The following is a 22,727-nucleotide window of genomic DNA, read 5'->3' as shown; positions in this document are numbered from 1 at the left end:
GTTCGAGGAGTCAATAGTGCTGCAGCCTGCCCCCCTCGCAAAAGTCACCATCCGCTCGGTCGAAGTCGCGCCTTTGTTTGGCGAGAGCCCCAAGGGCGGCTGGTCTGCTGAGATCAAGCCGGAAGACTCGGTGCATTCGCTGATCGCCGTGCACACAGAGGAGGGCATTACAGGGCTCGGCAGCGTGTTCACCGACGGACGGCTGGTACAGGCGGCGGTACAGGTGCTGGAACCACTGTGGCGGGGCGAAAACGCGCTGGAGCCCGAGCGCGTTTCGGAAAAGCTCCACCAGAACACTTTCTGGATGGGGCGGGGTGGCAGCCTCACCCACGCCATTTCCGGCATCGACATCGCGCTATGGGACATTCTCGGCCAGGCGCTGGGCCAGCCGGTCGGCCGGCTGCTCGGGGGCACCTACCGCACGCGGGTAAAACCCTATTGCTCGCTGCTGATGGAAGAGCCCGACCTGATGCGCGAGGTCATTAGCGCCCACCGCGACCGTGGTTTCCAGGCGTTCAAGATCGGCTGGGGGCCTTTCGGCCGCCGAGACAGCGCCCGGCTCGACGAGGCCATTGTGCGCGCCGCCCGCGAAGCGGCGGGGCCTGACGCCCAGCTCTTCGTTGATGCCGGCGCCAGCGACGCGCATTGGCCGCAGGGTCTGAAATGGGCGATGCGTACCGCGCACATGCTGGAGAATTATGATGTCGGCTGGTTCGAGGAGGCGCTGCGTCCCGATGCCATCGAGGATTTCTGCGAACTGCGCCGCGCCGCCCCGATCCCCATCGCTGGCGGCGAGGTGCTCACCCGCCGGCAGGCTTTCCTGCCCTGGCTGGCACGTGGCGCGCTCGACATCGTGCAGCCTGATGTGACCAAGGTCGGTGGTATCAGCGAACAGCGCCGCATCGCCTGGATGGCGGACGATTTCGGTGTGAAATATGTCGGCCATGGCTGGAACACCGCGCTCGGCCTCGCCGCCGATTTGCAGCTCGCCAGCGCCATACCGAACAGCGATCTCGTCGAGTTCATCGGCGGCAGCCCCTATCTCGATGGCATCGTTGCCGAGCCGTTCCAGATCGACGGTGACGGCTATCTCCGCATCCCCGACAAGCCGGGCCTCGGCGTCGCGCTGAACCCTGAAGCCGTGGCCCGCTACACGCTCGACGCTTCGGTGCTTTTCGCGCCGCGCTAGAGCCCTTGTCCATCAGCCGAAATCACCTGATGGACACGAAAGCGTTATGAAATCAATAAGTTGGATCACTTTCTCGTTGCGAACGCCTGTCCACTTTCGCGGAAAATGCTCCAGCCGCAACATCGCCAATAAGGAACATCACGATGAAACTGGTCCGTTACGGCGCCATGGGGCACGAACGCCCCGCCCTTCTGGACGCCCGCGGCACTTTGCGCGATCTGTCGTCGATCGTGCCCGACATTGCCGGGACGGCGCTGCTGCCTGAAAATCTTGCGCGCATCCGCGCCGTCGATCCCGCCGTGCTGCCCGCCGTCGCCGGGGCGCCGCGCATCGGTGCCTGTGTCGGTGCGGTCGGCAAGTTCGTCTGCATCGGCCTCAACTACACCGACCACGCCGCCGAATCCGGCATGGCCATTCCTGATGAGCCAGTGCTGTTCATGAAGCCGCCGAACTGCATCGTCGGCCCCTATGACGCCGTCGAGATCCCCCGCGGCTCGACCAAGACCGACTGGGAGGTCGAACTCGGCATCGTCATCGGCACGCCGGCCAAGTACGTCTCGGTGGAGGATGCCTATGCCCATGTCGCTGGCTATTGCGTGGTCAACGACGTTTCCGAGCGCAGCTTCCAGCTGGAGCGCGGCGGCCAGTGGGACAAGGGCAAGGGCTGCGACACCTTCGGCCCGATCGGCCCCTGGCTGGTGACCACGGACGAGATTCCCGACCCGCATGTGCTCGACATGTGGCTGGAGGTCGACGGCAAGCGCTACCAGAACGGCTCGACCCGCACGATGATCTTCAGCGTACCGACCATCGTCGCCTATATCAGCCAGTTCATGAGCCTGCAGCCGGGCGACATCATCACGACTGGCACACCGCCGGGCGTGGGCCTGGGGCAGAAGCCGCCGGTCTATCTCCGGGCCGGCCAGACCATGCGCCTGGCCGTCTCCGGCCTCGGCGAGCAGCAGCAGACCACCGTCGACGCGGCCTGAAGGGAAGCCAGATCATGAACGTTCTCGACCTCAGCGGCCGCGTGGCCATCCTCACCGGCGGCGCACGCGGCATCGGCTATGCCGCCGCCCAGCGCATGCTCGCCTCCGGTGCCCGCGTGGCACTTTGGGACATTGACGCGGCCCGCCTCACTGAGGCGGCCGGCACGCTCGCCGGCCTCGGCACGGTCACCACCCATGTGGTGGAACTGACCGATGAAGCTTCGGTACACGCCGCGACCGCCGCCGTCGTCGCCGCCCATGGCAAGATTGACATCCTTGTCAATAATGCCGGCATCACCGGCGGCAATGGCAAGCTCTGGGAACTCGACAGCGAGACGTGGCGCCGGGTGTTGGACGTCAACCTGGTCGGGCCGTTCCTCACCTGCAAGGCAGTGGTGCCGGAACTGCTGAACAACGGCTGGGGCCGAATCGTCAACGTGGCATCGATCGCCGGCAAGGAAGGCAACCCGAACGCCTCGCACTATTCCGCGTCGAAGGCGGGGCTGATCGGGCTGACCAAGTCGCTGGCGAAGGAACTGGCGACCTCGAACGTGCTGGTGAACGCCATCACGCCGGCCGCGGCGAAGACCGAGATCTTCAGCCAGATGAAGCAGGAGCACATCGACTTCATGCTGTCGAAGATCCCGATGAACCGATTCCTCGCCGTGGAGGAGGCCGCAGCGCTGATCGGCTGGTTGTCCTCCGCAGACTGCGCCTTCTCCACCGGCGCTGTCTTCGACATCTCCGGCGGACGGGCGACCTATTGAGAGTAATTTTTCAAACTGATGGAGCGGTGGGTCGAAGCCCGGGCCTGACCCGGCGATCCACGACTGACGGCTCGCGCTGGATCAGGACATGGATGGCCGGGCCAAGCCCGGCCATGACGGTTGGAGGGTAGGATCGGCTCCACGACCGGGCCTTCGGCCCCAAAGCGAGCGCCCTCACCCCCGGTCGCGCATCAGCCTCTGCTTGTCGCGCGCCCAGTCCTTGGCCTTGAGCGCCTCGCGCTTGTCATGCGCCTTGCGGCCGCGGGCGATGGCGATCTCCACCTTGGCGCGGCCCTGCTCGTTGAAATAGATCCGCAGCGGCACCACCGTCATGCCCTCGCGCTCCACCGCCTGCCAGATCTTGGCGATCTGCCGCTTGTGCAGCAGCAGTTTGCGCGGGCGGCGCGGCTCGTGGTTGAAGCGGTTGGCCTGAAGATATTCCGGGATGAAGGTGTTGTAGATGATAGCCTCGCCGGTCTTGGCCGAGACATAGCTCTCGGCCACGGTGGCGCGCCCGCTGCGCAGGCTCTTCACCTCGGTGCCGGACAGCGCAATGCCGGCCTCGAAGACCTCGCCGATCTCGAAATCGAACCGCGCCCGCCGGTTGTCGGCAACGACCTTGCGTTCTTGTGTCTTTTTCTCGGCCATCACTTTGCTCCGAACCGGAGCGGATGCCCCGGCCTGCGTCAGTTGAGGATCCCGGCGTGGCGCATCGCCGCGCGGACGGTTTCCTTGGTCTTTTCGGTGACGGGCACCATGGGAAGGCGGGCCTCATCGACAATCTTGCCGAGCAGGCTCAGCGCATATTTGGTGGGGCTCGGGTTGGTTTCAACGAACAGCGCCTGGAACAGCGGGAACAACCGGTCCTGCAGCTCCAGCGCCCTGACGTAATCGCCGGCGATGCAGGCCTCGATCAGTTGGGCGCAGAGCTTGGGCGCCACATTCGAGGCGACCGAGATGCAGCCGTCGCCGCCATGGGCCATGAAGGCCAAAGCGGTGGCGTCCTCGCCGGAGAGCTGATTGAAGCCCGGGCCCATCGCCTGGCGCTGCTGGCTGACGCGCACGAGATTGGCGGTCGCGTCCTTCACGCCGGCAATGTTGGGCAGCTCATAGAGGCGGGCCATCGTCTCCACCGACATGTCGATCACCGACCGGCCGGGGATATTGTAGATGTAGATCGGAATGCCGATCGCGTCGTTGATGGCCTTGTAGTGCTGGTACAGGCCCTCAGGGCCGGGCTTGTTGTAGTAGGGCGTGACCACAAGCACCGCGTCCGCCCCCGCCTTCTCGGCGTGGCGGGCGAGGTCGATCGCCTCGATCGTGTTGTTGGAACCGGCGCCGGCGATGACAGGCACGCGACCGGCGGCCTGCGCCACCGTCCATTCCACCACGGCCTTGTGCTCGTCATGGGAAACGGTCGGGCTCTCGCCTGTCGTGCCGACCGGGACCAAGCCGTGGATCCCTTCCGCGATCTGCCAGTCGACCAGGTCCCGGAACGCTTTCTCGTCCAGCGCGCCATCGCGGAACGGCGTGACAAGCGCCGTGAAGGATCCACGTAAGGGCAGCGGGTGGGACATGGCGCGCTCCTGAAGCTTTGTGTCCTTGTCGCGCAACATGGCCAAGCATGGTGCAGCGAGGGCGCATCAGATATCGCGTCGGCGCGGCCGAAGGAAGGGCATTGTTGGCGCTTACTGCGGCAAAGACTGGCAAAGCGCAGCTAGGTGCGGCACGCTGCCGCCGTTTCGCCGGGTTATGCGGCTACATCGTGCAGGCGGAGCGGCTGAACGGAAGCGATGCGGCTGCGCTGGGGTTGTGGTTAGCATTTCGTCAATAAGATCGCGCGACAACTGAAGCTGCCCGAGCCGGCCGCGAGGCAGATCGTTTCGGGCGCCACGAGTTTGTCAGGAGAGCGAGCCGCCATGAGCGAGTGCGTGAACGAACATCCGCTGCGGCGGCGTTCCGAAAACGGCTCACGTCGCCGCGCCGGCGCGGTGCTTCCCGTTGCGGCCGCGCTGCTGCTCGGCTCGGCTGGCTTCATCCCTGCGCTGCCGCTCTCATTCGCGCAGGCCGCGACGCCGACCCCCGCGCCCAAGCCGACGGCAAAGCCGGCCGCCAAAGCCGCCAGCTCCAAGGAAAAGCCGAAGACGGTCGCGAAGAAGCCGGCACCGACTCCTGCCGCCAAGCCGACACTCAAGCCCTCCCCCAAGGTGACGGCGGCCTCGGCGGTCGCCGGCCTGGCGTTGGCAGCGAGCTCGTCGCTTGCCGGGGCCAGCGGCGACCTCAAGACCGCGACCGACCTTATCGACAAGGGCCAGAGCGCCCAGGCGCTGGCGATCGCCGACCAGATGCGGGACCCCGGCGCTCAGGCGCTGGTGCGCTGGCTGGCGCTGCGAGTCACCGCGCGCGATGTCGGCTATGACCGCGCCGTCGCCATTCTTGAAGCGCACCCGACCCTTCCCACGCCGATCGTGCTGCGGCGCCGGCTCGAATATCTGCTCTTTGTCGAGAACAAGGATCCGCAGACGATCCTCAACTTCTTCGCCGAGCAGGCGCCCTATTCCGGCGAAGGCAAGATCGCGCTGGCGCGGGCGCTGTTCGCCGCCGGCGACCAGAAGGCGGGTGCGGCCTGGCTGCGCAACGCCTGGCAGGAGGACGCGCTCGGCTCGGATACCGAATCGACCGTGATGGTCGAGTTTGGTGGGCTGCTGACCCGCACCGACCACAAATACCGCGCCGACAAGCTGCTCTACGCCGAAGACAGCGAACGCGGCCTGCGGGCGGCCGAGCGCGCCGGCAATGACGTCGTGGCGCTGGCGCGGGCGCGCATCGCGCTGTCCACCGGCAAGGGCGATGTCGCCAAGCTGCTGGCGGCGGTGCCGGGCTCGCTGCGCTCGGACCCGGCCTATATCTACACGCTGGCCAAGATGCAGCGCCGGCAGGGCGACCACGCCGCCGCCGCGCGCACGCTTTCCAGCGCGCCGAAGGATGCGGGCCTGCTGGTCGACCCGGACGAATGGTGGGTGGAGCGCCGGCTGGTGGCGCGCGGCCTGCTCGACAAGGGCGACGCCCGCACCGCCTATAAGGTGGCGCGCGAGGCGGCCGAGCCGGAAGACGAGCACATGCGGGCCGACCACCATTTCATGGCCGGCTGGCTAGCGCTGCGCTACCTCAACGAGCCCAAGGCGGCGCTGGCGCATTTCGCCAAGGTGCCGGAGCGCCAGAGCCATCCCGCCACCGTGTCGCGCGGCTATTATTGGCAGGGCCGCGCCTATGAGGCGCTGGGCTCCACCGCCAATGCCCGCTCGCAATATGCGACGGCGGCCCAATACGGCACGGCCTATTACGGCCAGCTCTCGGCCGCCAAGCTGGGCAATTCGCGGGTGAAGATCCAGGCCGCGCCGGCCGCCAATGCCACCCAGCGCAACGCCTTCAACCGCGACGAAGGGGTGATGATCTTCAAGCTGCTGGAGAAGCTCGACAAGTCGAACCTCTCCATCGCACTCGGCTATGACCTCGCCGAGCGGCTGCCCGATGCGGCGCAGCTCGGCCTGCTGGCGGAACTCGCCAAGCAGCAGGGCGATGCGCGGGCGATGACGATGATCGGCAAGGTCGCGCTCAATCGCGGCATTCCGCTGGAGGCGGAGGCTTATCCCACCATCGGCATTCCCGACTATCGGCCGATCACCGAGGATGTCGACCGCTCGCTGGTCTATGCCATCGCGCGGCAGGAGAGCATGTTCAACCCCGCCGCCCGCTCCAGCGCCGGGGCGACGGGCCTGATGCAGGTGATGCCCGCCACCGGTGCCACCATCGCCCGGCGCACCGGGACGACGCTGGACCCGAAGCGCCTCGCCGTTCCGGCGGTGAACGTGCAGTTCGGCGCGGCGGAGCTGCGCAGCCTGCTCGACAACTACCAGAACAATTATGTGCTGACCTTCGCCGCCTATAATGCCGGCCGCGGCAATGTGGCGAAGTGGATCGCCGCCTATGGCGACCCGCGCGACCCCTCGGTCGATCCCATCGATTGGGTGGAGCGCATCCCGTTCTCCGAGACGCGCAACTATGTGCAGCGGGTGATGGAGAACGCGCAGGTTTACAAATCGCGCTTTGGCTCGCGCGATTCGCTGCAGATCGAGGCGGATCTGCGCGGCTCACGGCTCTGACCGCTGTGGGACGGCGCTGCCGCCGCCCCCTCATCCGCCTCAGCCCGGCCGGCGGCCGCCCAACATGCGGCGGAGCCAGCAGCCGCCGACACAGCCAATGAGGTACGTCCCCACCAGAAGCAGCGTCACGTCGATGGCGAAAGGGATCATCACGCGCCCTTCCTCGTGTCGGGGGCCGGCGTTCGGGCCCGCGCCGGCGCACAGCCGCTCCACCAACCCGTGGCAAGGCCAATGGCGAGGGCGGCGGCCAGATAGGGCCAGAGTTCAAGCGCCAAGAATAACATGCCTCACCTCACGATCAGCTGCACGCCGGCGGCGGCGGGGACGCTCGGATCGGCGGGGGTCTGCACCGCGAGCGAGGGTTGCTCGCCGGTGATCAGCCGGTCGGGAGCGATGCCGGCGGCGGCGAGATACTGCACCAGCGATTGCGCCCGTGCCGCTGCCACCGCCGCCTCCGTGTCCGGCTGCCGGATGGAAATCTCGATCAGCGCGTCCGGGCAGCTCGACGCCGCGGCGGCTATACGGTCGAGCAGGCCGAAGCTGGAGGTCTCGATGGTTGCGTCCGTGGCGGCGAAGGTGATGGTGCCCCTCTCCAGCAGGTGATTGATGACGCTCTGGCAGGCCGTAGCATCGACGGGAACTGGGGCCGGTGCGACATTGAGCTCCACGTCGAGCGTAAAGCCGGAGGGCAATCCGGCCGCCAGATTGGCCCGCACCGAGGTGACGGCCTCGGGATAGAGAACCGTCCCGGTGACTTTGAGCTGAACGTCGTCGAAGCGCACCTCGCCGCTTTCCAGCCGCGACAGCTGGCGCATCGCCGTCATGACGGCGGCGGTGAAGCCCTGTGGCGCGCCTTGCGCGATGGCCGAGACGTCGTTCAGCCGGGCGCCGAAGAACTGGGTCTTGGCGGCCTCAACCAGGCGTTCATGCTCGGAGGGTGAGGGAAAGAAGCCCGACAGCGTCAGGCCGTCGCCATCCTTGCGCAGGCTGAAGACATAGGGCGAAACGACCGGGGGGCGCACATCGCTGCGCAGGGTGAAGCCACGCGGCGGCGATTGTTCCAGCGCGGCGCGAACGGTCATGAAGGCCGCCGCATCAAGCGCCTCGCCGGAGATCGAGAGCGTCGTGCCCGTGCCACGCACCGCCCCCTGGCGCAGACGCGACAGCTGGTCGACGCCGAAGCTGGTGGCCGAAACCCAGGCCTCGCCGGCCGGCCCGCCCATCGCGATCCGCATCTCGTCGCTCACCGGCACGCCGGGAAAATCGCCGCGCACCGCGTCGAGAACCAGCCGTTTGGCCTCTTCCGAGGGCGCATAGCCGGTCAGCCGCAGCCCGTTGGCGGTGCGCTGCACGCCCCACACAAAGGGGTCGACGCGCGGCGGCTCGACCGCGAACCGGGTCAGCGTATAGCCCTCGGGTACATTGCGCCGCGCCCCGGCGAGGGCGTCATAGGCGGCGAAATCCGGGGCGGTGCCGTCGATGGCGATGGTGGTGCCCGACAGCGTCACCGTGCCGTTCGGTAGCCGGCCCAGCTGGCCGAGAGCGAAGGCAACCGCCTTGAGCCAGCCCTCGGTCGGCGGGGCGCCATCGGCCAGCCGCAGCCGGTCGGAGATCGCCGCTCCCGGCACGGCGCCGCGCACCATGTCGAGCAGGGCGCGCCGGGCGTCGCCGAGCGGGATATAGCCGGAGAGGGTGACGTCGCCATCCTTCTCGCGCGCCGCCGACCAGATGAAGGGCGACACGATCGGCGGCAGCACGGCAAAGCGCGCCAGATCGAAATCGCCGGGCAGCTCGCTGCGGACGGTGACTTCCAGCGCATCATAGCTGGCAAAATCCGGCGCCCGGCCCTCGATCGAGAAGGCATCGTCGGAAATGGTGATGCGGCCCGCCGGCATCTTGGCCAGTTGCTGGATGCCGAAGGTGACGACACCGATGAAATCGCCGGCCGGCACGCCGCGCGCCCGCACCAGTTCCTTCTCGCCCGTCACCACGATCCCCGGCGCCATGGCGGCCGCCGCCTCGGCGATGCGGCGCCGCGCATAGGAGGAAGGCACATAGCCTTCCAGGTGCAGCTTGCTGCCGTCGCGGATGGCGGCGAAGGTGAAGGGTCGGCGTTCCGGCAGCAGGGTCGTGAGGTCCTCGACCACCCGCACGCCCGACAGGCGCGCCAGCTCGTAGCGCACCTTGATTCGCGCTTCCTCCGACAGCGCCTCGCCTTCAAGCAGGGCATTGCGGCCCTCGAAGCGGGCATGGGCCCAGGATTCGCCGATGACCGAGAGCAGCGTCTCCGCCCGCTCGGCCAGGTCCTGCTCCACCGGCGCGCGCGCAAAGGTGACGGCAAGCGCCACCAGCACGGCAAGGGCGGGAAGCCCTTTCCACCAGGCGCGCCAACGACACATCACCATGTCCCCCGTCCGGCGACCGGATTCGGCCGATCGCAAGGCCGGGGAACTTCACCATAGATCGGCGACATCAGGAAGCCGCCCCGCCCCAAAACGCCATTCTCACGTCCATTCGCCCTTGCGCATCACCGGCTCGGCGCTGCCGGAGGCGCTGATGCCGTCGACATCGACCTCGCCGGAACCGATCATCCAGTCGATATGGATGAGGCTCGTATTGGCGCCGCGCGCGGCCAACTCATCCGGCGAGAGCGAGGCGCCGTTGACGAAGCACTTGGAGTAGGACTGGCCGAGCGCGATGTGGCTGGCGGCGTTCTCGTCGTACAGAGTGTTGTAGAATAGCAGGCCGCTCTTCGAAATCGGCGAGGAATGCGGCACCAGCGCCACCTCGCCGAGCCGGCGGGCGCCTTCATCGGTGTCCAGCACCTTGTTCAGCACGTCGGCCCCCGTTCGCGCCTGCGCCTCGACGATGCGGCCGCCCTCGAAGCGCACCGCGATGTCCTGGATCAGCGTGCCCTGATAGGCGAGCGGCTTGGTGCTGGCGACGTAGCCATCGACGCGGGCGCGGTGCGGCGTAGTGAAGACTTCCTCGGTGGGGATGTTGGCATTGCAGGTGATGCCGTTCTTGGCCTGCGAGGCGCCGCCCGCCCATTCATGCTCGTCGGCCAGACCGACGGTGAGGTCGGTGCCGGGCCCGCGGAAGCGCAGCGCCGCGTAGCGGCTGGCGTTGAGGCGAGCGGTGCGCGCCTGCAGTTCGCCGTTATGGGCTGCCCATGCCGCCACCGGATCGGCGGCATCGACCCGCGAGGCGGCGAAGATGGCGTGCCAGAGCTTGGCGACGGCGATGTCCTCCGGATCATCGGGAAACATCGCTTTCGCCCAGGCCGGCGAGGCATAGGACACGATGGTCCAGTTGATGTCGAAATTGGCGATGTGCGACAGCGCTGGCATATAGGCCTTGGACCGCGCGCGGTTGGCGCGCGACACCTTGTCGGGGTTCTCATTGGCGAGCAGGGACGGGTTCTCGCCGGAAATGGCGAGCCGCGCCGCGCCTGAGGCGAAGGCCTTGGCCATGCCCTCATAGAGCCAGCCGCTGGCGGCATCGAAGCTGTCGTCGGGCGCGTTGCGGAAGCGCATCAGCGCCGCTTCCTCGTCGCTGAACAGCGTGGTGACGAGGCTGGCACCGGCCTTGTAGGCGTGTTCGGTGATTCGACGCACCAGCGGCAGCGCGTCGAGCGAGGCGGTCATCACCAGTTCCTGCCCCGGCCGCAGGCCCAGCCCGACATGCACGGCGACGGCGCCAAGCCGGTCCAGCCTTTCCTCGTGCGAGAGCAGATCGGGAAGTGTGCCGGCGTGCTTGGTCATGGTGGTCTCCGAACGAAGGCGGCGCGTCGCCGCACCGCCATTCAAGAAAGGCGCGGGGTCGCCCGTCAAGCCGGAGCCTATACAAACGAAAACGGGCGAGCCCAAGGCTCGCCCGCTCCGATCAGGAATTCGGTTGCGAAATCAGCGCTCGCTGCGCTTGTTCGCACGCTCCTGGTTGATGATCGCCTGATCGCCGCGCATGACCCACGGGTCGGCATAGGACGGCTCATAGCCATAGGCCGGGCCGAGCGGCGCGGTACGATACTGCGGGGCATAGTCCGGGCCGCCATAATAGCGCTCGCCCATATAGGCGTTGCGCCCCTCATAGACCTGGCCGCGATAGGCAGGCTGGTCGGCGAAAGCGGCGCCGACGCCGCCGGCAGTGAGGATGCCCAGAGTAGCAGAGGCAAGAATGAACTTGCGCATGATGTCATCTCCGTCGTCTGAAAGCTTTTGCTTCTGGATCAGAGCATGAGCTCCGATCCGTTCGGACAGACAACGGCGCAATGCAGAAAAAGGTTCCGTCCACATCTTGGAGCGGATGCATAAGCCAAAGATGTCGGCCGGCGAATGCGTGGCGCCCGCCCTCGGCTACCAGCCGACCAACCAGTCCGCGAGGCTGCCCGCCAGCAGCGCGGCGGCCAGGCTCACGGCGACTGCGATCACCACCGATCGCCGCGTGCGGCGCTGCAGCTCGCGGTTCTTTGCCGTGAAGCCCAGCGCCGACACCGCCTCGGCCACCGCCTCCTCGGGCGACGACCAGACCGTGCGCCCATCGGGCACGATCATCAGGTTCTCCGGCTTGCCCCAGTCCTCCACCAGATGGCCCTCCCCGTCCCGGCCATCGGCCACGGGTGGGTTGCGTTCGATGAGCGGGCGGCGGTCGGCCGACCACAGGAACACCGGCTTGCCGCGCGCCTCGGCATAGCCGATCTCGAACGCGGTGCCGGGGTCCATATGGACGCCGCGAAACGGGGTGATGTTGGCCACCAGCGCGTCGGCCGCGTCGATCATGTCGATGCAGGCCCTGCGGATATCGACGCCCTCTTCATGCAGGGGAAACAGACCCTGCGCGCCCGCGCGGGCACAGATGGCAGCAAGCCGCGCGCCTTGGGCTGAGGCATCCGGCCGGAACACGTCGGGCCCGGCGAGGTAGAGGCGAAGAAGGGGGGGCATGGGAAACTCGCGGAACAGGCGAAGCAGGCTTAGCCTCGCCCGCCCTTGCCGCGCAAGCATGCCGACCCGGCCTGCTAGCAGCAAGGGATGGCGACCGCGGCTGGGCTCGAACCAGCGACCTGCCGCTTAGAAGGCGGCTGCTCTATCCAGCTGAGCTACGCGGCCCGCCTGTGCCCGCCGGCAGGGCGGTCAGTGGGTCCACTGGCCGATGCGGCGGAAGCTGAAATTGTCGGAATAGGCCATGCGGCGCCGGGCCGCTTCCTGCGGCTCCTGCAGCTGGTAGGCGATGCCATGCCGCTCGGCATAGGCCACGGCCTCTTCCTTGGTGTCGAAGCGCAGGCGCAGCTGGCTCTTCATGTCGCCGGAGCTGGTATAGCCCATCAGCGGCTCGACAAGGCGCGGCTGCTCGGGCTCGTAGTCGAGCACCCACAGCTTGGTTCGTGCGTTGCCGGACTGCATGGCGGTCCGGGTCGGCTTGTAGATACGTGCGACCATTTCCCCTCGCTCCCTTGCCTCGCCGCTCCCGCCGCGCCGTGCGCCAGCGTCCAAGCGGGCCAGGCGCTTCGCCCGCCCTGATTAAGGCGGTCGCTACGTTCTGGCAATGGCCCTGCGCCCGCTTCCCCATCCGCCGCTCCCGGCGGCCGCGCGACCTCGCAGCGTCTTCGCCCGGGGCGCCGGCACCCCAGGGGTTACGTGGCAGCATTCGCGGATGCGCGAAGGCAATTCGGCGCCGCAGCGAGAGCATCCGAGGCCGGATCGCGGCCCATTCTGGCGCTCAGAGGGAGCGCGCTCGCGCATGTCGGGGCGTAGAGCCCCCTGACTTTTTCTGTCTCTCGTCCTATATAAGAACAACGTCGTCGTTCGCGATGGCGATTTTTACCATTCGACTCGACCATAGGATTGGACAGGATTTGCAGGTTCTCGTACGCGATAACAATGTTGACCAGGCGTTGAAGGTTCTGAAGCGGAAGATGCAGCGCGAAGGCATTTTCCGGGAGATGCGGGCGCGCCGCGCCTATGAGAAACCCTCCGAGCGTCGCAACCGCGAAGCAGGCGAAGCCGTTCGTCGCGCGCGCAAGGTGGCGCGCAAGCAGGCGGTTCGTGAGGGGCTGATCGCCGCCCCGAAGAAGAAGCCTTCAACCCGCCCGGCCTTCGCCCGCCCGGCGGCGCCGCAGGCGCCTTCGGCCGACTAATCTCGCGCTGCGACCTCACGCGCCTTGAGACCGTGCCTGACGACATCAAAAGGAATCGACCCATGAGCCATAACTTGCCCGCCACCGCCCTTCCCGTCTCCAAGCCGGCGCTGAGCCGGCTGGAAACCAAGGCCGAGGCGATCTCGCGCGCCGCCATGGAGACGATTCACCAGGAAGTCGCCCGGCGGGAGGTCAAGACCGCCCAGCTTCGGGCGGCGCGGCTGGCGAAGGAAGCCTCCGAGCGCGCAGCGGCCGCCGCCAAGCCTGTAGCTGCCAAGCCGAGCGCAGCCGCCAAGCGCAAGGTCGCCTCCGCGCGATAGTCGATCCAGCCTGGAGCGGTGGGCCGGCGTCCCCTGTGGCGCGGGCCTTCCGCCCGCCGCATCTTGCCGACCGGGATGCTTCTGTGCCATCTGACAGCGGCCCGGCCCAAGCGGGCGCGAAGACGTTGCCCGTTCATGCGGGCGTTCAAGGTGTCGGGGCATAGCGCAGCCCGGTAGCGCGGAAGTTTTGGGTACTTCAGGTCGCAGGTTCGAATCCTGCTGCCCCGACCAGCCTTGATCCCGACCCTTAGTGGCGAATCAGCGCCAGCCCGCTTTGCGGGTCGATCTGTTTGCGCAGATGGGCCGGCGTCTCGGTGACGATGATTTCCAGCGTGGGGCGGACAAAGCCCTTGGAGAGATGGCCGGCCAGGGCGCTGCCGTCTCGCCGGCCAAGCACCACATGCACATGCACCGCCGGCGTGCCGTCCGGGTTCAGCGCCACATCGCCCGCGAGCGAGGCCACTTCCACCTGCTCGTCGACCGGAATGTCCCGATACGCCTTCGCCTCCCAGTCGAAATAGCTGATGACGCCGTGACTGAAGGCGCCGATGGCGGACAGATGGGCGCCGGTTAATCCCTCGACGCGTGCGAAGTCCTGCAACGCCGCCATCGCTTCCTCGCCGGTCTCCAATATGACCGCGAATGTGCGAAGCTCACCTGCGTCCGCGAGTTTCTTGATGATGGCCATGGGCGCCTCCTGTTGGTGCGGTCTGCACCAACGGATGAGCACCCTCCCCGTTCCGTCTGGAGCACGCGCCGATCAGCTCGTATCGGAAGCGAACCGGCTAATGCGTTCTCACTCTTGGAGTTAGTGGGCGATTTACCGATCGGATTGCTTCGATTTGATCGGATCGCGCTCTAGCCGCCGCCGAACAGGCGGTGCTCGATTCGGTCGCCGACGGCGATGCCCTTGGCGCGCACCGTGCCGGCGGGCAATTCCAGCACCGCCTTGACCGGCACGCCGGACGAGATCGTCGCCGTGGACAACGGCACCGTGTCGGTGGCGATGCTGGCAATGCGCCCGTCGGAGCGAATGAACAGCATGTCGAGCGGGATATAGGTGTTCTTCATCCACATGGAGATCGGCTGATCAACGCCGAAATCGAACAGCATGCCGGAATTGGGCGCGAGTTCGGTCCGGTACATCAGGCCCTTGGAGCGCTGGGCGGGCGTGACCGCCATCTCGATCTCGACCCCGAGCGGGCCCGCCTTGGTAAGGATAGTGAGCTGCTCGACATTGGCCCCGGCCGGCACAAGGCTCGCGACCAGAAGCTGGCTCGCTAACAGCAGGGCCGCAAGGGCCAGCCCGAGGCCGTATCGGCATCCCTGCCGGATACCGCGCGGCTGCCGGCCCGCCGCGACGAAGGCGGATACCGTGCGATTGAATGTCATGCTGGCTAAACTCATGCTCTAGGGATTCTTGCTGTCGAAATTCTTGCTGCCGGGACAAGCGCGACGCCGCCGGGCGCCTTCCCTAGTGAGACGAGGGAGTTGCAGCACCATCGGGCCGCACTTCGGCAGCCATAAGGCCTTTCGGTCCCGGCCCGAAGCGCACCAGCACGATCTGCCCCGGCCGCAGCTCCGCCAGGCCGTGGCGACGCAGCGTCTCCATATGGACGAAAATGTCCTCGGTGCCCTCGCCGCGCGAGAGGAAGCCGAAGCCGCGCAGCCGGTTGAACCACTTCACCCAGGCCCGCTCGAAGCCGCCGACCGGCTGGACGGTCACATGGGTGCGCGCCTGCGGCAGCTGCGAGTGATGCACGGCGGTGGTCTCGTCCATGGAGAGCACGCGCAGCGCCTGGAAGCCGCGCTCGCGCGCCACCACCTCGCACACGACCCGAGCGCCTTCCTGTGCCGTCGTGAAGCCGCCGCGCCGCAGGCAGGTGACATGCAGCATCACGTCGCCGCTGCCATCATCGGGGACGACGAAGCCGTAGCCCTTGGACAGGTCGAACCATTTGATGCTGCCGGCGATCTGGAGGACGTTGCCATCCTGGCGCTCGCGGCCCTCGGCGTCCTGATCCAGCTCGTCGCGAGAGCCCGTTCCCGTGCGTGGCAGAGACCCGTCCGACACCATCGGCTGCCTACCTCCAGGAAAACCTTTTTCGCCCCAGCTGGCGAAAACCATGATTCCGAGGCCGAAGCATAGCACCCGCTGCGGTCACGAAAACACCCAAATTGATTCGCCACGCGATTCCCGTCCCGTCACCGGGCCATTGCCGCCTCGAACACATCGCCAATATCGGCATGGATGACGAGGTCGGCCAGATCGTCGAGCTCGGTCGGTTCGCGATTGAGGATGACGAGGGTGGCGCCGGCGCGCTTGGCCTGCACGGGAAAGCCGGCCGCCGGCCATACCACCAGCGAGGAACCGAGAACGAGGAAGACATCGCAGGCGCCGCTAAGTGCCGCGGCCCGCGCCATCGCCGCCGCCGGCATCGGTTGGCCAAAGGAAATGGTCGCACTCTTGACCGGGCCCGCGCAGGCCGCGCAGTCCGGCGCCCGCCCCTGCCCGGCTTCGAAACGGGCGCGGACCCAGTCCAGTTCATAGCGGGTGCCGCAGTCGAGGCAGGTGGCGTAGGTGCTGTTGCCATGCAGCTCGACCAGTTGCCCCTCGGCGACGCCCGAGGCCTGGTGCAGGCCGTCAATGTTCTGGGTGATGATGCCCCGCAGACGGCCCTCACCCGCGAGCGTCGACAACGCCCGGTGTCCACGCCCAGGCTTTGCTCCGCCAAGCGCGGGCTCCAGAGCGAAGCGCCGCCGCCAGGCCTCGGCCCGCATCTCCCGGCTGGCGAGGAAATCCTGGTAGTCGATCGGCCGGTTACGGGACCACAGCCCGCCGGGCGAGCGGAAATCGGGAATGCCGCATTCGGTGGAGATTCCCGCGCCGGTGAAGGCAACCCCGGCCCGCATGTCGGCCAGTACGGCGGCAAGCTCGGCGGCCGCCGCCTTGATGTCATCGCCACTCATCATATGTTGCGCTCACCCGATCCGCGGACACCCCGGCGGCAGCCTTTGAGAGGACTCATGAAGTACCTTCACACCATGGTGCGCGTCACCGATATCGACGCCTCGCTGGATTTCTACTGCAACAAGCTGGGGCTCACCGAGGTGCGGCGCAAGGAATCGCCGCAAGGGCGCTTCACGCTGATCTTCCTCGCCGCTCCCGGCCAGCAAGGCGTCGCCGAAGTGGAGCTGACCTATAATTGGGACCCGGAACCCTATGGCGAGGGGCGTAATTTCGGCCATCTCGCCTTCGAGGTCGACGACATCTATGCCGCTTGCCAGAAGCTGCAGGATGGCGGCGTGACCATCAACCGCCCGCCGCGCGACGGCCGCATGGCCTTTGTCCGCTCGCCCGACAACATCTCGATCGAGCTGCTGCAGAAGGGCGACGCGCTGCCGCCGCTGGAGCCCTGGGCGTCGATGGCCAATACCGGCAAGTGGTGACGCGGCCTTGAGCCCGGGGCCGGCACGCCTTGCCGGCCCCGCGGGCGGCGCGAGGCGGCGCGACTTGGTCCGACCCGGCCTCTGCCCGCTAGGCGAAGGTTTCTTGGCCTTGCCTGCTGGCGCCGCGTCGCCAGCGGCACGAGGCTTCGCGCCGCCGCCCTCCCCGTCGCCGGCTCCCCGGCACGCGCATTCGCGTTGGGCGAAGGCATTTCGGGCGCTTGGGCGCCATGCCTGTGGATGACGCCCATCGGGCCATCTTGCGCGCCGCCGCGCGTCACCCTATAAGGCCCCGGCCTGCGCGCCCTTCGTCTATCGGTTAGGACGCCACCCTTTCACGGTGGAGAGAGGGGTTCGACTCCCCTAGGGCGCGCCAGGCTTTCTATGCTCCCGCATGTCATTGATTTCGTTAGATAATCACTGACACAAAGCGGCCGTGGACCCCAGCTGAACACCAAAGATGAACCTCAACGGGAGCGCTTCGCCTGCGGCGGAACGACTCAGCGCCCCTCACGCGCTTTCATTCGACGAGCTGGACTGACACGGGGGTGCGAATTGTACGCACGAGCCTGACCGTTACCCATACCCACAACAAGGCCAATGGCGCCCATAAAAATGGCTGAGCTTTCGACCACGCCTCTGCGTCGCGTTGCCTGCATACCGTGGCCGTTGACGAGCGAGAGGCCACATTTTGATTACCCCGCAGATCGACAAGTCAAGTTGAATTTTGCCCTAGAATCTGTTACGCTTCCGAGCAGGTTGGGTGAATTTCAACAGTTTCGGATCAATAGATTGATCTATTAACACTCGTCAGTACTCTTGGTCGAGAAAATGCTGATAATCCGCCGCATAGGTGGCTAGGATCTATTGATCGAAGAGCTTATTACCGTAAGGCAGTCCGACATTCTATTCAACTTGTCCTGGCGCAACATTGTCTTCGCCTCCCGCCTCGCTGCCGCCGCCATCGCGGCGCTGGCTATTGCTTACTGGCTGGAACTTCAGGAACCGCAATGGGCCATACTCACGGTCTACCTGCTGACCCAGTCTTCGACAGGCGCAGCGCTGGCCAAGGGGTCATTCCGGTTTCTCGGCACGATTGCCGCGTCGGCCTACGCGCTGACAGCCGTCAAGCTGTTCTCCCAGGATCCGCTGCTTCTGGTCGGGAGCGCGATGGTCTGGGTGTTCGCCTGTTATTACGGCGCCGCGCGGGCGAGCAACTTCACCGCCTATGGCTTCATGCTGGCGGGCTTTACCGGGCTGCTGGTCACTTTTCAGGGTGCGGCGAACCCCGGCGGCGCCTGGCTCGTCGCCGTGGATCGGGTGAGCGAGATCAGCATCGGCATCGCCTGCGCCACTCTGGCCGGCGCGCTGGTGCTGCCCGATCACGCCGGCACGCAGCTGCGGGGGCTTATGGCCAGCACCTTCCGCGCACTTGCCGATCATTGCGCTTTGTCCCTGCGGGCCGCGACTGGCGGACAGGCCTTGATCGACGAGCGTAGGACGATCCTTCCCCAGCTGGTCAAATTTGACGCACTGCGTTCCTACACGCGGTTCGAGGCCCCGGAGATGCGGGCGGACGCTGCCGCGATGGACGAGGTCACGCGGGAGTTCCTCGCTGTGCTTGCCGCCGCGCGGGGGCTCCATCTGCGCCTCGCCGCCCTGCAGGAGGGGGGCACGGCTCTGCCTGAACCGCTGACCGCCGCGCTTGAGCCGACGATCCTGGCGTTGGGCCGCATCGGCGCCGACCCCGCCATGCCGGGCGATCCCGCGCGCGTGCGCGCTGATCTCACGGGCGTTCGCCGACAGTTGGCCGGGCTCGCCCGAAGCATTCAAGGGATGAGCGATGGCCTCCCGCTCGGCGCCCGAGCTGACGCCATCCTGGTCTGCCGGCAGGCGACCGGGATGCTGCGCGACCTGTCGCTGCTCCTTCTCGCCCAACAGGCCGTCTTCCGGCACAGCCGCCAGCGGTCCACGCCGCGCCACGCCGCGGCAGCGTCCTCTCACCCGACAGCCCTGCTGCAGGGAACACGCGCCGCGCTGGCGCTGATGATCTTCTGCGCTTTCTGGCATGCGACGCAATGGGATCAGGGCATTGCCGGCATCACCGGGCTCGCCCTCATGAACTATCAGTGCGTGAACACCGATGATCCAGCCCGGCTCGGCTGGCCCTATCTGCGGGCCGTGGTCGCCGCCTGCTTCTGCGCCTATTTCACCATCGCCTTCATCTACCCCTGGCTTGAAGGCTTCCAGACGCTGGCGGCCTTCCTCTTTCTTGTGCTGCTGCCGGCCGGCCTGTTGATCGGCACGCCGGGCTACGCCCGGTCGGCGGGAACGTTCACCATTTTCTATGTCGCCGCCGCCGCGACGGGGAATGTCTTCACGCCGGATCCGCTGACCTTCGCCAATTTCTGCTTCGGTCTGGTGTTCGGCATGTTTGTCTGCCTGATGGTGGCGCGCCTCGTGCCGGCGACCGCCCGGGGCCCCCGCCGCAGGGCTGTGCGCCACACGCTGTGCGTCCTGCTTCCGCAAGCCGCAAATGGCGAGCGGGCGCCCTCGCAGGTCGCCCGCGAAATCACCCATCTTCTCGGTGCGCTGCTGCCGCAGCTTTCGCTGGCGCGGGCCGGGCATGACCGCCTGCTGCGCGGACTGCTCGCCTGCGCTTCGAGCGCCCGCGAGCTCGGCCGGCTGAGGCAGGTGGCAACCGACCCGTCACTGCCTGAACCCGCGCGCCGGGCGATCGAGGGCGGCCTCCAGCGTCTGGCCGCGCTCTTCGCGGCATGGCCGTCCTCGGCACCCTCGGAAGCCGCACCCTCGGGAACCGTGCCGCCCGACGCGGCGCGAGACGCCTTGGCAGGGATGTGGTTGGCACTGGAGGCCGACGATTGCCGGCCGGGCTCCCGCGCCGCTGGCCTTGTGGTGGAGGCTGCGACCTGCCTGCGTTTTCTCGAGGATCGCCTCATGCGCGATCACGCCTTCCGCGATTTTGCCAGCCTCGACGGACGCCTTCTATGACCTGGAATCCGCTGTTTCATACGTTCGATTTCTTCGGCTTCTACCTGCCGCCGGTCCTGTTCTGGGCGTTGGCGGCGTTCATTCCCTTCCTCGCCCTGAGCCGGCTGGCGCAGTGGTGCGGTTTCTATGATGTCGTCTGGCATCGTCCTCTGTTCGACGCCGCGCTCTATGTGATCGTGCTGGTCGGGTTGAGCGTCGGGCTGCCGCAGCTAACAGGAGGTCCGGCATGAACGCGGGCAAGCTGATCCGGGCGGCAGTGACGACCGCCTTCGTCGCCCTTGCCTCCTTCGCCGGGTGGCAGTTCTGGAACTACTACCTCCTGTCGCCCTGGACACGTGATGCGCGGGTGCTCGCCGATGTCCTGCAGGTCGCTCCTGACGTGTCGGGGCTGATCAGCACCATCCATGTGCGCGACAACCAGGCGGTCGAAAAAGGCGATCTGCTTTTCGAGATCGACCCCGAGCGGTTTCATGCTGCGCTGAACCTCGCCAAGGCCAACGTCACGATGAAGGCGGCGGCGCTGAGCCTCGCACAGGAGAACGCCAGGCGCTTTCTCACCTTGCAGCGCGAAGACAGCCCCGGCTTCTCCGCCGAGACCGGGGAGCGCATGCAGACGACGGCGGCGGAAGCCGAAGCGGCGTTTCACGTCGCACAGGCCGAGCTCACCATCGCCGAAATCAACATGCGCCGCAGCCGCGTGCATGCAGCGGTGAGCGGCTATGTGACCAATCTCACCGCCGTCGCGGGCGACTACGCCACCGCCGGACAGGGCGTGATGGCGCTGGTCGATTCGGATTCGTTCTATGTCTATGGCTACTTTCAGGAGACCAAAGTCCCGCAGATCAAAGAGGGCGCGCCGGCGCAGGTGGAGCTGATGGCCGGCAGCGTGGTGCTGGACGGTGTGGTCGAGGGGCTCGCCCGCGCGATCGCCAATCCTGATGATGCGGCGGGCCTGCTGGCGCGCGTCGATCCGCAGTTCAGCTGGATCCGCCTGGCTCAGCGCCTTCCGGTGCGGATCAAGCTGGAGGCGGTGCCGCCGAATGTCCGCCTCGCCGCCGGTATGTCGGCCACGGTGGTCATAAAGCCGGCTCGGGAAACGCGCTAGAGCGCTGGCGGCCCCAGCGTGGGCCCGTCTGCGGCGGCGCCGTTTGGCATCCGTGTGGCGAGCGCCATCGTTTGGGCGCGACTGGACGCTGAGCACACGACCCGGTGGCAGGGCAAGGCGCGTGGTTCGTGGCTCAATGCCCACGGGGCCTTCATCGCGATGATCGACGTGGCCAAGGACATCACGCTTAACGCGACGGTCACCGGGCTGAAGGCCGCGCGGGCTCGCTCCGCCTATCCGGCATGACCGCCCCCCGTGCTGGACAGGCTCTCCAGAGCCCGGTGGCAGCCATGCGCCGGTGACCGATGGAAGTGGCGAGCCGACCCGGATCGCCACTTCCGACCAGATGGTTACTTCGGCAATGTGCGATCCATGTTCCAAAGGTTGTAGGCGTCCTCGCCATACAGGGTCTCGTCGAGCCCCTTCATCTGGATGTCGTCCGACACGCGGAGCACGCCGAAGACGTCCAGCACCTTCAGCAGGATGAACGTCACAGCCGAGGCGTAGGTTGCGACGATCACCACGGCGAGCAGTTGCACGCCGAGCTGGCCGATCCCCGCCGTCACCGAATTGATGTGGGAACTCGCGGTAACGCCGATCAGGATCGCGCCGGTCATGCCGCCGACGCCGTGCGCGCGCCAAACCTCAAGTGTGTCGTCCACCTTCAGCCATTGCTGCACATATTTGGCGAAGTAGCAGCAGGTCGCCCCGACCGCGCCGATCAGCAGCGCCGCCATCGGCTCCACATAGCCGGCGGCCGGGGTGATCGTCGCAAGGCCGGTCACCGCGCCGACGAGGATGCCCGAGAACGAGGCGCGCCCTCGCTCCCGCCACTCCCAGAACATCCACACCAGCATGGCGATGGAGCCGGCAAGCATAGTGTTGGTGAAGGCGTAGGCGGCGAGCGCATCTGCCGCATAGGCACCGCCGGCATTGAAGCCGAACCAGCCGAACCAGAGAAGGCCGGCGCCGAGCGCAACCAGCGGCAGGCTGGCGGGCTCGGATTCAGAAACGCCCGCCGGCAGTTTGCGCTTGCCGAGATATTTCGCCGTCGCCAACGCCGAGAAGCCCGCCGCCGTATGGATGACGATACCGCCCGCGAAGTCCACCACACCAAGCTTGGCCAGGAACCCGCCGCCCCAGATCCAGTGCGCGGCCGGCAGGTAGACGACGATGGTCCAGAGGGCGATGAAGCATAGATAGGCGCCAAAGCGGAAACGACCGACAAAAGCGCCGGTCATCAGCGCCGGGGTGATGATGGCAAACATCATCTGGTAGGCAAACACCATGATGAAGGGCACGTTGGGCGCGTATTCGGGATTCGGCTCTATGCCGACATGGTACATGCCGAAATAGGGCACGATGCTGCCGATGACGCCGCCAATATCCGGTCCGAAGGCGAGGCTGAAGCCCCCGAACACCCAGATCAGCCCAACCACCCCCATGCAGATGAAGTTCTGGATCATGATCGACAACATGTCCCGCTGCCGCACAAGGCCGCCATAGAACAGCGCTAGTGCCGGGGTCATCATGCACACCAGCGCGGTGCACAGGAGAATGAAGGCGGTATCGCCTGCGTTGATTGCTTGCATTCCATTTCCC

Annotated in this window: 23 protein-coding genes and 3 tRNA genes; 13 read left to right on the top strand and 13 right to left on the bottom strand. The window is 66.8% G+C overall.

Annotated features, from left to right (window positions below; genetic code table 11):
* Window positions 1-16 precede the first annotated feature (16 nt).
* The 3 genes from J2S76_RS01315 (at window position 17) to J2S76_RS01305 (ending at window position 2,945) form a co-directional block, all read left to right on the top strand.
* Window positions 17-1,189, top strand: coding sequence for a mandelate racemase/muconate lactonizing enzyme family protein (locus J2S76_RS01315; protein WP_307056790.1), 1,173 nt, complete (start codon window positions 17-19; stop codon window positions 1,187-1,189).
* Window positions 1,190-1,332: 143 nt separating this feature from the next.
* Window positions 1,333-2,178: a fumarylacetoacetate hydrolase family protein gene (locus J2S76_RS01310; RefSeq protein ID WP_307056788.1), complete on the top strand. Its 846-nt coding sequence runs from the start codon at window positions 1,333-1,335 to the stop codon at window positions 2,176-2,178.
* Between the two features lie 14 nt (window positions 2,179-2,192).
* Window positions 2,193-2,945, top strand: a complete 753-nt coding sequence (locus tag J2S76_RS01305; protein ID WP_307056786.1) for an SDR family NAD(P)-dependent oxidoreductase — start codon at window positions 2,193-2,195, stop codon at window positions 2,943-2,945.
* 174 nt (window positions 2,946-3,119) lie between these two features.
* Here J2S76_RS01305 and smpB read toward each other — a convergent pair whose 3' ends face one another.
* The gene (smpB, locus tag J2S76_RS01300; RefSeq protein WP_018390952.1) at window positions 3,120-3,593 is read right to left on the bottom strand and encodes an SsrA-binding protein SmpB; all 474 of its coding nucleotides are present in this window, start codon (window positions 3,591-3,593) and stop codon (window positions 3,120-3,122) included.
* Between the two features lie 38 nt (window positions 3,594-3,631).
* Window positions 3,632-4,522, bottom strand: coding sequence for a 4-hydroxy-tetrahydrodipicolinate synthase (dapA, locus tag J2S76_RS01295; protein ID WP_307056783.1), 891 nt, complete (start codon window positions 4,520-4,522; stop codon window positions 3,632-3,634).
* Between the two features lie 342 nt (window positions 4,523-4,864).
* Between dapA and J2S76_RS01290 the strand changes: the two genes are divergently transcribed.
* On the top strand, window positions 4,865-7,108 hold the full coding sequence (locus tag J2S76_RS01290; protein ID WP_307056781.1) for a lytic transglycosylase domain-containing protein: 2,244 nt from the start codon (window positions 4,865-4,867) through the stop codon (window positions 7,106-7,108).
* Window positions 7,109-7,395: 287 nt separating this feature from the next.
* Here the strand turns inward: J2S76_RS01290 and J2S76_RS01285 are convergent, their stop codons facing one another.
* The 6 genes from J2S76_RS01285 to J2S76_RS01260 all read right to left on the bottom strand — a co-directional run bounded on the left by J2S76_RS01285 (window position 7,396) and on the right by J2S76_RS01260 (window position 12,543).
* Window positions 7,396-9,513, bottom strand: a complete 2,118-nt coding sequence (locus J2S76_RS01285) for a flagellar motor protein MotB (RefSeq protein WP_307056780.1) — start codon at window positions 9,511-9,513, stop codon at window positions 7,396-7,398.
* Between the two features lie 99 nt (window positions 9,514-9,612).
* Window positions 9,613-10,872 (bottom strand): aminopeptidase, encoded by a 1,260-nt coding sequence (locus J2S76_RS01280; protein WP_307056778.1) that lies wholly within the window; start codon window positions 10,870-10,872, stop codon window positions 9,613-9,615.
* Between the two features lie 141 nt (window positions 10,873-11,013).
* On the bottom strand, window positions 11,014-11,298 hold the full coding sequence (locus tag J2S76_RS01275; protein ID WP_307056776.1) for a hypothetical protein: 285 nt from the start codon (window positions 11,296-11,298) through the stop codon (window positions 11,014-11,016).
* Between the two features lie 165 nt (window positions 11,299-11,463).
* The gene (locus J2S76_RS01270) at window positions 11,464-12,048 is read right to left on the bottom strand and encodes a nucleoside 2-deoxyribosyltransferase (RefSeq protein ID WP_307056774.1); all 585 of its coding nucleotides are present in this window, start codon (window positions 12,046-12,048) and stop codon (window positions 11,464-11,466) included.
* Window positions 12,049-12,136: 88 nt separating this feature from the next.
* Window positions 12,137-12,213, bottom strand: a tRNA-Arg gene (locus J2S76_RS01265).
* 24 nt (window positions 12,214-12,237) lie between these two features.
* Entirely contained in the window at window positions 12,238-12,543 is a 306-nt protein-coding gene (locus J2S76_RS01260; RefSeq protein WP_018390943.1) for an ETC complex I subunit, read from the bottom strand.
* A 416-nt stretch (window positions 12,544-12,959) separates the two neighbouring features.
* Here J2S76_RS01260 and rpsU point away from each other — a divergent pair, with 416 nt between their 5' ends.
* The 3 genes from rpsU to J2S76_RS01245 all read left to right on the top strand — a co-directional run bounded on the left by rpsU (window position 12,960) and on the right by J2S76_RS01245 (window position 13,792).
* Complete coding sequence (gene rpsU, locus J2S76_RS01255) at window positions 12,960-13,241, top strand: 30S ribosomal protein S21 (RefSeq protein ID WP_307057701.1); 282 nt, start codon at window positions 12,960-12,962, stop codon at window positions 13,239-13,241.
* A 62-nt stretch (window positions 13,242-13,303) separates the two neighbouring features.
* Complete coding sequence (locus J2S76_RS01250) at window positions 13,304-13,561, top strand: hypothetical protein (RefSeq protein WP_307056771.1); 258 nt, start codon at window positions 13,304-13,306, stop codon at window positions 13,559-13,561.
* Between the two features lie 154 nt (window positions 13,562-13,715).
* Window positions 13,716-13,792, top strand: a tRNA-Pro gene (locus tag J2S76_RS01245).
* A gap of 16 nt (window positions 13,793-13,808) precedes the next feature.
* Here J2S76_RS01245 and J2S76_RS01240 read toward each other — a convergent pair.
* From J2S76_RS01240 to J2S76_RS01225, 4 genes are all read right to left on the bottom strand, one after another.
* Entirely contained in the window at window positions 13,809-14,249 is a 441-nt protein-coding gene (locus J2S76_RS01240; RefSeq protein WP_307056770.1) for a PPC domain-containing DNA-binding protein, read from the bottom strand.
* Window positions 14,250-14,419: 170 nt separating this feature from the next.
* On the bottom strand, window positions 14,420-14,953 hold the full coding sequence (locus J2S76_RS01235; protein WP_307056768.1) for a DUF192 domain-containing protein: 534 nt from the start codon (window positions 14,951-14,953) through the stop codon (window positions 14,420-14,422).
* A gap of 82 nt (window positions 14,954-15,035) precedes the next feature.
* A complete protein-coding gene (locus J2S76_RS01230) occupies window positions 15,036-15,638 on the bottom strand; it encodes a cold-shock protein (protein WP_307056766.1) in 603 nt (200 codons plus the stop codon).
* Between the two features lie 128 nt (window positions 15,639-15,766).
* The gene (locus tag J2S76_RS01225) at window positions 15,767-16,534 is read right to left on the bottom strand and encodes an SIR2 family NAD-dependent protein deacylase (RefSeq protein WP_307056764.1); all 768 of its coding nucleotides are present in this window, start codon (window positions 16,532-16,534) and stop codon (window positions 15,767-15,769) included.
* Window positions 16,535-16,588: 54 nt separating this feature from the next.
* Between J2S76_RS01225 and J2S76_RS01220 the strand changes: the two genes are divergently transcribed.
* The 6 genes from J2S76_RS01220 to J2S76_RS01195 all read left to right on the top strand — a co-directional run bounded on the left by J2S76_RS01220 (window position 16,589) and on the right by J2S76_RS01195 (window position 21,371).
* Window positions 16,589-17,011: a VOC family protein gene (locus tag J2S76_RS01220; RefSeq protein ID WP_018390864.1), complete on the top strand. Its 423-nt coding sequence runs from the start codon at window positions 16,589-16,591 to the stop codon at window positions 17,009-17,011.
* A 298-nt stretch (window positions 17,012-17,309) separates the two neighbouring features.
* Window positions 17,310-17,384, top strand: a tRNA-Glu gene (locus J2S76_RS01215).
* A gap of 539 nt (window positions 17,385-17,923) precedes the next feature.
* Window positions 17,924-20,020, top strand: coding sequence for an FUSC family protein (locus J2S76_RS01210; protein ID WP_307056761.1), 2,097 nt, complete (start codon window positions 17,924-17,926; stop codon window positions 20,018-20,020).
* Window positions 20,017-20,250 carry a DUF1656 domain-containing protein gene (locus J2S76_RS01205; RefSeq protein WP_307056760.1) on the top strand — a complete coding sequence of 78 codons (234 nt, stop codon included), beginning with the start codon at window positions 20,017-20,019 and terminating at the stop codon, window positions 20,248-20,250. Before J2S76_RS01210 ends, J2S76_RS01205 begins: the two co-directional genes overlap by 4 nt.
* The gene (locus tag J2S76_RS01200; protein WP_307056758.1) at window positions 20,247-21,125 is read left to right on the top strand and encodes an efflux RND transporter periplasmic adaptor subunit; all 879 of its coding nucleotides are present in this window, start codon (window positions 20,247-20,249) and stop codon (window positions 21,123-21,125) included. The genes J2S76_RS01205 and J2S76_RS01200 overlap by 4 nt, the downstream gene beginning before the upstream one ends.
* Before the next feature lie 54 nt (window positions 21,126-21,179).
* The gene (locus tag J2S76_RS01195; protein ID WP_307056757.1) at window positions 21,180-21,371 is read left to right on the top strand and encodes a hypothetical protein; all 192 of its coding nucleotides are present in this window, start codon (window positions 21,180-21,182) and stop codon (window positions 21,369-21,371) included.
* A 104-nt stretch (window positions 21,372-21,475) separates the two neighbouring features.
* Here J2S76_RS01195 and J2S76_RS01190 read toward each other — a convergent pair whose 3' ends face one another.
* Window positions 21,476-22,717 carry an ammonium transporter gene (locus J2S76_RS01190; RefSeq protein ID WP_307056755.1) on the bottom strand — a complete coding sequence of 414 codons (1,242 nt, stop codon included), beginning with the start codon at window positions 22,715-22,717 and terminating at the stop codon, window positions 21,476-21,478.
* Window positions 22,718-22,727 lie beyond the last annotated feature (10 nt).

The sequence above is a fragment of the Ancylobacter vacuolatus genome (genome assembly GCF_030813595.1).
Lineage (GTDB): Bacteria > Pseudomonadota > Alphaproteobacteria > Rhizobiales > Xanthobacteraceae > Ancylobacter > Ancylobacter vacuolatus.
Note: the sequence above shows the minus strand (reverse complement) of the source record. Positions and strands in the feature narration are given on the sequence as shown.